The organism is Marinomonas foliarum (assembly GCF_003337275.1).
GTDB classification, from domain to species: Bacteria; Pseudomonadota; Gammaproteobacteria; order Pseudomonadales; family Marinomonadaceae; genus Marinomonas; species Marinomonas foliarum.
The window spans coordinates 56574-67705 of sequence record NZ_QPJQ01000026.1 but is presented as its reverse complement, the minus strand read 5'-3'; the positions used below and the strand labels follow the sequence as shown (position 1 = coordinate 67705).

Here is an 11132-nt window from a genome sequence, read left to right as displayed (position 1 = left end):
AGCCTCAAGATGAAAACACCGAATCAAGTGCGAAAAGAGAAAGGCCAGCTACAGGAGCTGGCCTAAAAACTGTCAACCTATTTTAGGACGACACAGGTACCAGTAGGCGGACTCGAACCGCCACACCCGAAGGCAACGGATTTTGAATCCGTCGTGTCTACCAATTCCACCACACTGGCCTTGAAAAAGGTGAAACGCATTCTATATTTTTTTGTATGGGAGTCAATCGTTTAACGTAAAAAAGTGCATTTTATTTAGTTTATTGATTGCATGACCTCTTCCGACCACAACATGGCGTCTAAAAACGCTCTATTTAATAGAGCTCTTTCTGCTGGGCTCATGGATTGTATGTTGTCCCAATGTTGCTCTTCGCAATCGAGAGTCAAAGATAGGTAGCTTCCTAGTTCACCTGTTTGGTTCATTAGCGCGGCACGGGACAGGTCATCTAATGCAATTTGCTCTAGAGCAACGGATTTTTGAACATTGAAAACGGCGTCTATGCCAGACATTAAGCCCACCATGAATGCTGAATCGGGAATGGCGGATTGTTTATTTTGCGCCAGTAGCTGGCAACAACGCCCGCGAGTCAGCAGAACTTTAAATAATGCTTTCGGTTGGGTCGATGATGAGGTTAGGGTGATGAGCAGAGCCCATTTTTTCAGCTGGACAAGCCCCAAGAAAATAACCGCTTCTTTAATCGATACCACGGTTTTGGACAGGCCACATACTGGGCTGTTGAGAATACGTAATAGCTGATATGAAAGCTTTGGGTTCTTGGTGACTAAGTCAGATACTGTTTCGATGCTAATGTCTTTGTCTTGCAGGGCGTTAACTAATTCAATTGCGGCGTGCGTTGCGGAATCGATTTTTTTGCCTTTGATGATTTCAGGTCGCTGTAGAAAGTAGCCTTGAAACAAATCAAAGCCGATCTTTTGGCAATACTCAAACATTTCCTCGTTCTCGACTTTCTCAGCCAGCAATATCAGGCCTCGAGCTTTTAGCTCATTAATTTCCTTAATGAAATTTTCTGGCGGTGTTGAAAGTATGTCTATTTTGACGATCGAAACCCAAGGCAGCAAAGCTTCATAGTCGGCATCGAATTGGTAATCGTCCAGTGCAAACCGATAGCCTGCAGCGCGCCATTTTTTCAATGCTTCAAAAAACTCTGGTGTGAGTTTTTGGCTTTCGAGTATTTCTATGTAAACCGTGTCTGGGTCGATAGGGAAAAAAGCATCAGACAGCATTAACTCTGTTGTCATATTGATGAAGAAGGGTTTTCGTAACTGAGATTCTAACTTGGTAATGCCAATGCATAAGTTTACCAATACTTGGCTAGTAGCAGATTCACCATCTGAAACATTGGCGTTTAAGGCGTCCTTTCCACGGAATAGCAGCTCATAACCAAATATGTCTTTAGACTTTTTCAATATCGGTTGCTGGGCCATCATTAGATCATCTAAGACCGTTGGAAATTCGATCATATAATTCTCTTAGTCATTGCTTTGGGGGAAGTGGTTCAAATTCAGTAAAACAATGACTTATAAAAACACATATTTCTTGATTTAGGCAATCAGGATTATGTAGTAATAAGTATATTTATGGATCGATAAAGCTGGTATGAAGTAAACCAAAAAGGTTGACATGGTCTAAAAGCATCCATAAAATCCTCCGCTGTCAAAACATCTTTGATTTCTCAGGACATTCTGTCTACATACGCTTTAGCGTTTTGTGGGGCCTTAGCTCAGCTGGGAGAGCGGTTCGCTGGCAGCGAACAGGTCAGCGGTTCGATCCCGCTAGGCTCCACCACTAATCTTTTTTATTCTCACTTTATTTAAAGCATTCAGTCCTTCTTTTTTAGCGCCTCCAAGGTTAGGCTTATTAGTATTTTATTAAGTTCCTTTCTAACGCGTAGGATTCTTGCATGTTTCAACTTTACACAGGTAACCGTCTAGAAGATTTAGCCATGTTGCTTGCGAAGATTCTGGCTGTTTCTCCACCAGAAAATCCGTTTGATGATGAATCCATTTTGGTGCAAAACCCCGGTATGGCACAATGGTTGAAAATGTTTCTGGCCGAGTCCCATTCTATTGCCGCAGGTTTGGTGTTTCCTCTGCCTTCTACCTTTGTTTGGCAAACCTTTTCTCAGACGCTTAATGATATTCCCGCGCAAAGTGAATTTAATAAACCTTTCTTAGTGTGGCGTTTAATGCGCTTATTGGATACTCGTCTTGGTGAGCCAGAGTTTCAGGCGCTTAGTTGGTACCTCGAAGAAGACGACACACAAATTCGCCGCTTTCAGTTATGCAGCAGCATTGCCGATATTTACGATCAATATTTGGTTTACCGTCCGGATTGGATTAAATCTTGGGAAGGTGGCGAAGCACAAGACCCCAGGCTGAAAGCCATCTTTGAGCAGCAACCTTGGCAGGCTATTTTGTGGCGTGATCTGGTTGCCGATGTGAGCCAGCAAGGAACCTCGCTTTATCACCGCGGTAATCTGATTGAAGCTTTGCATGACGCCACACAATCCTTTTCCCGACCTGTTGGCGTGCCAGAGCGAATCTTTATTTTTGGTGTGTCTTCTTTGCCGCCGAATACGCTTGAGTCTCTTCGCGTGTTGGCGGTGTCGGGCTGGATTGATGTGCATCTGTTTTTGCAGAACCCTTGTCGTTTTTATTGGGGCGATGTGGTTGATAAACATTACTTAGGTCGAGAAATAAAACGCCAAACTCTCAAGCCTGGATTGAGTACCGATACTTTGCATCTTGATGCCAATCCTCTACTGGCAAGCTGGGGGCGTCTAGGCCGAGACTACATTGCGCAGCTACAAGAAATGGCCGACAACGAGCTGGAAGTTTTTGAAGACTATCTGAGCGAGAAACCAAGTCGCACCGAGCAATCGAGCGGCATGTTGCAATGGCTTCAGCAAGATGTGCTGACCCTAGAAAACCACGGCTCGCAACAAGAGCGAGACGCTAGCATTACCAATGCCGAGTATCGCCATTCGATTACTGCTGATGATCAAAGCATCCGTGTGCACCTTTGTCACAGTCCGTTACGGGAAGTGGAAGTCTTGCATGATCAGCTGTTGCAAATGTTCGAGAGCGATCCAAGCTTGACGCCAAAAGACGTCATCGTTATGTTGCCCGACGTCAACACTTACAGCCCCTTTGTAAAAGCCGTCTTTGGTGGCGTAAAAGGTAGTGCGCAAGTTAGGAAACACATTCCCTTTGCCTTGATCGACCAGTCTGGTGGTATGGAAAACCCGATTGTCGATGCCTATTTGTATTTGCTTGGTTTGGGCGAAAGTCGTTTCACCTTGTCCGAATTGATCAGCGTATTAGAAGTGCCTGCGGTGTTAGCGCGTTTTGAATTAACCGCCGATGAATTAGAGCGTATTCGTCAATGGTCGACGGAAGTGGGTATTCGTTGGGGATTGGATGGCAAAACCGCCCAGCAACATGATCTGCCAATACAAGAATCCCATACTTGGCTGAATGGCGTGCGTCGCATGTTATTGGGTTACGCCATGGGTCACGACCATATTTGGGAGGGCACCTTAAGTTACGGCGATGTGGAAGGTTTAGAAGCGTCGGTGGCGGGTAAACTGGCGGAGTTCTTGGTCGCCATTAATGATGCTCAAGCGAAATTGATGGAATCCCTCGCGCCGAAAGAATGGATTTCGACTCTGTATTATTTGGCAGAGCGTTTCTTTTTATTGGAAGAAGACGATGCTTTTCAGGTCCTACTGACTAAGCAGCTTGATGCCTTGACCCTGCAATGGCAGCAAGCGCATTTTGATTCCCCATTAGATCAGCAAGTGATACGCCAGCTGTTATCTCCTTTGTTACAAGAATCTCAAGGCGGTCAGCGCTTCTTAGCAGGTCGAGTGAACTTTTGTACCTTGATGCCCATGCGTTCTGTGCCTTTTAAGGTTATCTGTGTTTTGGGTTTAAACGAAGGGGATTATCCTCGTAGTGTTGCGCCGATGGGATTTGACCTGATGGTTGGGCAATATCGCAGTGGCGACCGAAGCCGACGGGAAGACGATAAATACTTGTTCCTTGAAGCACTGATGTCAGCACGAGATTGTTTCTATATCAGTTATGTGGGGCGCAGTATTCAAGACAACAGTGAGAAAAATCCGTCTATCTTGGTGAGTGAGCTGTTGGAATACATAGGTCAAAGCTGTGTGTTTGAAGGCGATCAGGCATTAGCGCCAGACGAGTCGCAGAAAACTTTGTTAGAAAAACTGATTCTCGAACATCCGCTGCAGCCATTTAATGCCGCCTACTATGCGACTCAGTCGTCTGTAGAAGTCAATTCGCAGTCATCTGATAAGCGCTTGTACAGCTATGACGAACAATGGTTGCCAGCTCTGCTTAGCGTTCCTATTGACGATGAGCACTCCGAGTTTTCACCCTTGGATGGCTTGGAGCAGCCAAGATTGGATCTTGCTCTGGACGAGTTGTCACGCTTTATTGGTCATCCAACGCGGTACTTTACTCAGCGTCGATTGAAAGCTTATTTGAGTATGCAAGAAGAGGAAGAGAAAGAAGATGAGCCGTTCGCACTGGATGGCTTGGCGGGTTATCAGATGCGCGAAGGTTTGTTGCAAGCCATGCTAAAAGGCGATGAAGATCAGTTTATTGAACGTTTGTCTCTTATGGGCGCTTTGCCTTATGGCGCGCTGGGTCGATTGTCTTTGGAGCAGAGTCGTGGGCAATGTCAGCAGCTTTTGTCTGTTCTGCAGGGTTATGCGCTGGAAGAGTGTGAACCGATTGAAGTGAACTTGACCCTTGGCAGTATTGTACTGCAAGCGTGGTTGGATTTGCCAACGGCGACCACGCGTTTGTCTTATCGCATTGGTGACTTATCTGCCCATCAAAAAATGCAGGCGTGGATCGAGCATTTAGCTTTGTGTGCGCAAGGTACGCCAAAGCAGCATCATCTTATTAATCTGAGCAAAACCGGCAAGTTACTACAGCATAGTTTTATCCTTATCCCGCCGAAGGATGCTCAAGAATATCTAAACACTATGTTGGCGTTATTGCAGCAAGGCTTGTGTCAGCCGATTGCCTTACCGGCCAAAAGTGCGGATGCATGGTGTAAGAGCTATTGTTCGAGCAAAGCGCAAGAAGACTTGGATACAGCTTGGGAGCAAGCATTGAAGCTTTACCAAGACAACAGCAGCGCCTTTACTCGTAGTGAGGTGGACGATGCTTATTGGCAGCGTTATTTCCCCGATTTAAATCGCCAAAAGGAAGCGTTTGTCGCTTTGTGTGAGCAAATCTGGTTGCCCATGCATCGTCATTTGGAGGTGATGGAATGAGTCTTTCTAACGAGTCCGTTTCTGTTAATGAGCCTTCTGTTGATCAGTCTTCAGTAACTGCAGAAGGCTTAAACATGATTCCTGAACCGCTCAACGCCTTAACCTTTCCTTTGTTTGGCAAACGTCTAATCGAAGCCAGTGCAGGCACGGGGAAAACCTACACCATTGCCAACTTGTATTTGCGCTTGCTGGTGCCAACAGGGCCGTCTTTATCTGAGGATGGCGGAGATTTAGATAAACCGCTGACAGTTGACCAAATCTTGGTGGTGACTTTTACCGAAGCCGCCACTGCCGAGCTAAAAGCCCGTATTCGTGGGCGCATACGAGCGGCGCGAAAAGCCTTATTGCAGGGCGAAAGCAGCGATGTATTTCTGGCGGATTGGATGGCGCAAATGTCAGCCGAGCAACGTGCTGGCGCCATCGAAAAATTGCTGTATGCCGAAAAGCAAATGGACGAAGCGGCGGTGTTTACTATCCATGGCTTTTGTCAGCGCATGCTGAGCCAGAATGCATTTGAAAGCCGCATGTTGTTCCAACAAACCATTGAGACCGATGAGCTGGCGCCATTGTCTATGGCAGTGAAAGACGTTTGGCGTAGTGTGTTTTATCCAATGGACGACACCAAAGCCGCCTTGATTCAGCCGATTTGGTCGAATCCAGACGCCTTGTTGAAAGACTTATATTTACTGAACAATCAGCCTGACGCCAAAATCGCCGTACCAGATTACGACTGGGAAAGTGCGTTAAGTCAGGCACAAGAAACCATGGCGGCGGTGCGCGCCATGTGGTTGAGTCAGTCGCAAGATATTATTGATGCTCTTGAGCGCAGCGGTATTAAGCGCACTTTTTGGCGCAAAGACCCCTCGAAAGATATTGAGGCTATGACGCAATGGGCGCGTTCCTCGCGTTTTGAATTAGACAAAAGCCTCGAAAAATTTGATACCAACGAGCACGCTAGCCGATTGAGTAAAGGTGGCGATTTGCCTGCGCACGAATTTTTTGGCTTGGTGCAGTCTTTGCGGGAAAGCTTTCCTGATGCGGGGCGATTAAAAGCGGTATTGCTGACTCAACTTTGGCAACAAACTCAAGAGCGCATGAAACGCTGGAAGCGCAGCACACAATCTCTGACGTTCACAGACTTGCTGACCTCTCTCGATGTGGCGCTAACGCAAGATGAAGCGGGTAAATTAGCCGAACGCATTCGTCATCTTTATCCGATTGCTCTGATCGATGAGTTCCAAGACACGGATGCGGTGCAATATCGGATTTTCTCGACGATTTATGCGTCAGCGCAAGTGGACCAAAATACGCTTGGATTGATCATGATCGGCGACCCTAAACAGGCAATTTATGCCTTTCGTGGCGCGGATATTTATACCTATTTGGCGGCCAAAAAACGTGTCGATGCTGTGTACTCTTTGGCGACCAATTATCGCTCTTCTGCGGCCATGATTCAGTCTGTTAATGGGCTTTTTACTACGCAAGCGGAACCCTTTCGAGTGGCGGGGATTCCTTTCGTGGAAGTGCAAGACCGTGGCGTTGCCAGTGGTTTTTCTCGACAAGGTCAAACCCAAGCCGCGTTGCAGTTTTTGTATCAACGCAGTGATGAGCCCGTGTCGGCAAAAGAATATCGTCAAACCCTGGCGGAATCTTGCGCAGCGCATCTCCATGAAATCTTACTGGAAGGCCAGCAAGGACAGGCGTTGCTTGATGGCAAAGGCGTGCGGCCAAAAGACGTTGCCTTGTTGGTAACCAACTTTAGTCAAGCCAATGCATTAAAAGACGCATTGCGTCAGCGTGGCATTGCCAGTGTGTATTTGAGCGACAAAGGTTCGGTGTTCGAAACCGTCGAGTCGCGAGAGCTATTGATCGTGCTGACGGCGATTTTATCCAATGGACAAGAAAGTAAACTGCGCTCCGCCTTGGCAACCAGCTTGGTAGATTGGTCACTAGAAGACTTGGATACACTGAATCACGACGACGTGGTGTACGAAAAGTGGGGACAAGCTTTCCGTGATTATCTAGAAATCTGGGACAAACAAGGCTTGTTACCCATGTTGCGTGAGTTTATGCAGGACGTGGCGTTGGCGGCGAACATGCTAAGCCATACCGGTGGCGAGCGCCGCTTAACCGACTTTTTGCATTTAACCGAAAAGTTACAGCAAAAATCCCTTGAGTTGGATTCTAAAGAAGGGGTTTTACGTTACCTCAGGTTGGCGATTCAAAATCCGAATGGCAACAGTGACGAACAAAAGATCCGCCTCGAAACGGATGCGGAACTGGTACGAATTGTCACCATTCACAAAAGTAAGGGCTTGGAATACCCAATCGTGTATTTGCCATTTGCTTTTACGCCGTATCGAGATCAAGAAAAATCGGCTTTGTATCACGATGCGCAACAGCAATTGTGGATTGCTATTGATCCCGATGAAACGCAAACCGAGCTTCATAAAGAAGAACTCTACGCGGCGGAAATTCGCTTGGCTTATGTGGCGTTAACTCGTTCTAAAGAGGCGTGTTTTATTGGCTCGATGGAAGTGGGCAAAAGCTCGAATAAGTCTCGTGGCGCTGTGTCAGATGTTCACCTTAGCGGTGTTGGGGCCTTGATTGGTGAAGGTGAGGCGCTTGAGGCAGGGGATTTGTACCCAAGTATCGAACGTCTTTGTGAGCGTTATCAAGATGGGCAAATGGGCTTGCTGGAATTGCCCGAGGAACCACCGCGTTTGCCGCGCTTTAAGATGGCACAGGCGCAATTGACCGAGCCTCATGCAAGAACCTTTACCGGACGCGTGGAACGAGATTGGTGGGTGGGAAGTTATTCCTCGCTGGTGGTAGAAGACAAAGAGCAACACGACGAAAGTGTGCCTGGCTTGGATGAAACCACACGCTTGCTTGATCCATTGGCGGAAGACGTTGATGTAAAAGACAGTCAAGAAGCGCCAGAGCAAAATCGCTTCACTTTCCCCAAAGGCGCCAAGCCGGGAACATTCTTGCATGACACATTGGAAGGCAAAGCGCTTCATGATGTGTCGAGCAACCCGAGCTTTAACGATTTATTAAAAACCAGTCACCATAAGTTAATGGCTGATTTTTACGAGCGTCAGGGGTTTGATGAATGGCAAGATGTATTGAGCGAATGGCTGCCAGACATCGTCAATACTGAGCTAATGGCGGGAATGAGTTTAGGAAGTTTGGCACCATCAGCTTGTCGTAAGGAAATGGAGTTTTTTATTCCGGTGACAGGCATGAATGCCTTGCAATTGGATCGTATTTCTCGTGAGTACGATGAGGTGTCTCGTGTTGCGCCTATGATTCAGGATCGTCCGTTAAAAGGCATGCTAAAAGGCTTTATCGATTTGTTGTTTGAGTACCAAGGTCGTTATTACGTGTTGGACTATAAGTCCAATTACTTGGGTGACGACTTTGCTGATTACGAGCCAGAGAAATTGGTTCATGCCATTGCCGAGCACAGATACGATTTGCAATATCAGCTTTATACCTTGGCGTTGCATCGTCTGTTAAAGCAGCGCTTGCCAAATTACGATTACGAAAAACATGTTGGTGGTGTGGTGTATTTGTTTCTCCGTGGTATGCAGCCAGAACAACAAACCGGTGTATTCCATAGCCGCTTAACCTTTGAACATGTTACCGCTTTAGACAAATTGTTTAGCGGCGAAAGTGATAAGCCAGAAAATCACGAGGCGGTACAATATGGACTTTTCTAATCAGCTAGGTTTGCTTGACTCTCTTAATGAAACAAAGCTTGAGGAAAACTCTCCTGTATCCACGCCATTCAGTTTGTCTGCTTGGCAAGCCAAAGGCGTATTAAGAGCGATTGATTGCCAATGGATTGAGCAGCTGGCGCAACATGCCAAAGAGGGCAAGCCAGATGAAAAAAATAGCGCGATTCATATCGCTGGTGCTTTGTGCAGTGCGTATCTTGGCGCAGGGCATATTTGTATCGATCTAGCGACTATCTGGCAAACTCCGCCAGAAGGTGTGGAATTAGATGAGTTACGAATGGTATTGCATCATAGCGGCGTGAACAGTGTTTCTGCTTGGTGTGAATTTCTGCAGGCCAGTCGCTTGGTGTCTACTGAGACAAATTTAGCTGAACGACCAATGGTCTTGGCTGGTACGCGTTTGTATTTGTATCGCTATTATCAATATGAACAACAGGTGCTGAATTATCTTAAAGGGCAATTTTCTGTTGCGCCTTTTGCTGTGGATGCAAGTTTGTTAGCACAACTTTTTCCTAACCAATCAGATACGCTTGATTGGCAAAAAGTCGCGGTCGCCAATGCGGCAAGCTTGCCTTTCTCTGTGATCAGTGGTGGTCCTGGAACCGGCAAGACAACCACTGTGACACGTTTGTTGGCCTTGCTGGTGGCTCAGTCACTCGCTGAAGGAAAGTTGTTACGTATCGAGCTGGCCGCACCAACCGGTAAAGCGGCGGCGCGATTGACTGAGTCCATTTCAAAAGCCAAGACGGATTTGCCATTAAGTGACGAGGTTAAACTTGCCATTCCAGAACAAGCCAGTACCCTGCATCGTTTATTAGGCAGTGATTTTGGGCGCAGTCGATTTAAGCACAATAAAGAAAACCCTTTGCATTTGGATGTGTTGCTGGTGGACGAAGTGTCCATGGTGGATTTGCCAATGATGGCAAAGTTGATTGATGCCATGCCACCACACGCTCGACTCATTTTATTAGGCGATAAAGATCAACTCGCCTCGGTAGAAGCGGGCAGTGTGTTAGGGGATTTATCTTACGGCATCGAAGAGGTCTACTTTCAACCAGAGTGGGCGGGTCGCCTCGCTCATCTAACCGGAGAAAATCTGGCGCCGTTTGGTAATCCGTCGGCACCGCCAATGAGTCGCGGGTTAACCTTATTGCGTACCAGTTATAGGTTTGATGCAAACAGCGGTATTGGGCACTTGGCAAAAGCAATGAACGCTGGTAACAGCTCTGCCGTGTTGCGTTGCCTTGAGTCTAATTACACCGATGTAGAGTGGCGAGTACCGGAAGATGGACAGAGCAAAGCCGATATTGCGACCTTGGCAAAAGGCTATGATGACTACTGGGACGCAGTACGTCAGAATTTAGATATTACCAAGCTCTATGAGGTGTTTTCCCGTTATCAGATTTTGACCGCTGTGCGCCAAGGTGAGTTTGGCGTCGAGAAGATCAATGCTCAGCTGGAACAGTATTTCTATCAACGTGGACGAGTAAAGGATCCGCATGTTTGGTATCCAGGAAAAGCGGTGATGCTAACCCGAAATGATGCCGCCTTGGGCTTGTTCAACGGTGACATCGGTCTTTGTATGCCTGATGAGTTTCAGCGTCTTCGAGTCTGGTTTATGCAGTCTGATGGCTCTTTTACCGGCTTGCTGCCGAGTCGTTTGAGTGAATTTGAAGTGGTGTTTGCAATGACAGTACATAAATCCCAAGGCTCTGAGTTTGATCAAGTTGCTTTGCTGTTGCCTCTGACGCCATCGCCAGTGTTGACCAAAGAGCTGCTTTACACTGGCATTACTCGGGCGAAAAAGTCTTTTAGTTTATGGGGATCGAGCGGATTAATTCGGGCAGCAAGCAGTGCGCGTATTCAGCGGGATTCTGGTCTTATCGGAGAGCTTTGGCATTGATATTTCATTATTCGCATCCATTATGGATAAGATATTGAATATAGGAATAAATAATCTTGTTGTGCGATTCTTGATGTGATTTTTTTATGTTAGGGTAAGCGGCATTTCAACACTATAAAATTTCAAATTTCGACATTATGTAAAGTAGGAAAGA

The 11132-nt window shown here is 46.7% G+C and carries 4 protein-coding genes and 2 tRNA genes; 4 read left to right on the top strand and 2 right to left on the bottom strand.

Annotation, left to right across the window (positions count from 1 at the left end; all coding sequences use genetic code 11):
- Positions 1 to 97 precede the first annotated feature (97 nt).
- Together DFP77_RS13530 and DFP77_RS13525 are read right to left on the bottom strand one after the other, a co-directional pair.
- A tRNA-Leu gene (locus DFP77_RS13530) sits at positions 98 to 179 on the bottom strand.
- A 75-nt stretch (positions 180 to 254) separates the two neighbouring features.
- On the bottom strand, positions 255 to 1481 hold the full coding sequence (locus tag DFP77_RS13525; protein WP_114412774.1) for an EAL and HDOD domain-containing protein: 1227 nt from the start codon (positions 1479 to 1481) through the stop codon (positions 255 to 257).
- A 249-nt stretch (positions 1482 to 1730) separates the two neighbouring features.
- On the opposite strand from DFP77_RS13525, the gene DFP77_RS13520 reads away from it, so the two are divergent.
- The 4 genes from DFP77_RS13520 to recD all read left to right on the top strand — a co-directional run bounded on the left by DFP77_RS13520 (position 1731) and on the right by recD (position 10978).
- Positions 1731 to 1806, top strand: a tRNA-Ala gene (locus DFP77_RS13520).
- 115 nt (positions 1807 to 1921) lie between these two features.
- Positions 1922 to 5332, top strand: coding sequence for an exodeoxyribonuclease V subunit gamma (gene recC / locus DFP77_RS13515; protein WP_114412773.1), 3411 nt, complete (start codon positions 1922 to 1924; stop codon positions 5330 to 5332).
- Positions 5329 to 9057: an exodeoxyribonuclease V subunit beta gene (recB, locus tag DFP77_RS13510; RefSeq protein ID WP_258861164.1), complete on the top strand. Its 3729-nt coding sequence runs from the start codon at positions 5329 to 5331 to the stop codon at positions 9055 to 9057. Before recC ends, recB begins: the two co-directional genes overlap by 4 nt.
- On the top strand, positions 9044 to 10978 hold the full coding sequence (gene recD / locus DFP77_RS13505) for an exodeoxyribonuclease V subunit alpha (RefSeq protein WP_114412772.1): 1935 nt from the start codon (positions 9044 to 9046) through the stop codon (positions 10976 to 10978). Before recB ends, recD begins: the two co-directional genes overlap by 14 nt.
- Positions 10979 to 11132 lie beyond the last annotated feature (154 nt).

What these genes read in the sequence shown, in the direction of transcription:
- DFP77_RS13525 (WP_114412774.1), bottom strand. Translation starts at nt 1,481, where the DNA reads ATGATCGAATTTCCAACGGTCTTAGATGATCTAATGATGGCCCAGCAA.
- recC (WP_114412773.1), top strand. Translation starts at nt 1,922, where the DNA reads ATGTTTCAACTTTACACAGGTAACCGTCTAGAAGATTTAGCCATGTTG.
- recB (WP_258861164.1), top strand. Translation starts at nt 5,329, where the DNA reads ATGAGTCTTTCTAACGAGTCCGTTTCTGTTAATGAGCCTTCTGTTGAT.
- recD (WP_114412772.1), top strand. Translation starts at nt 9,044, where the DNA reads ATGGACTTTTCTAATCAGCTAGGTTTGCTTGACTCTCTTAATGAAACA.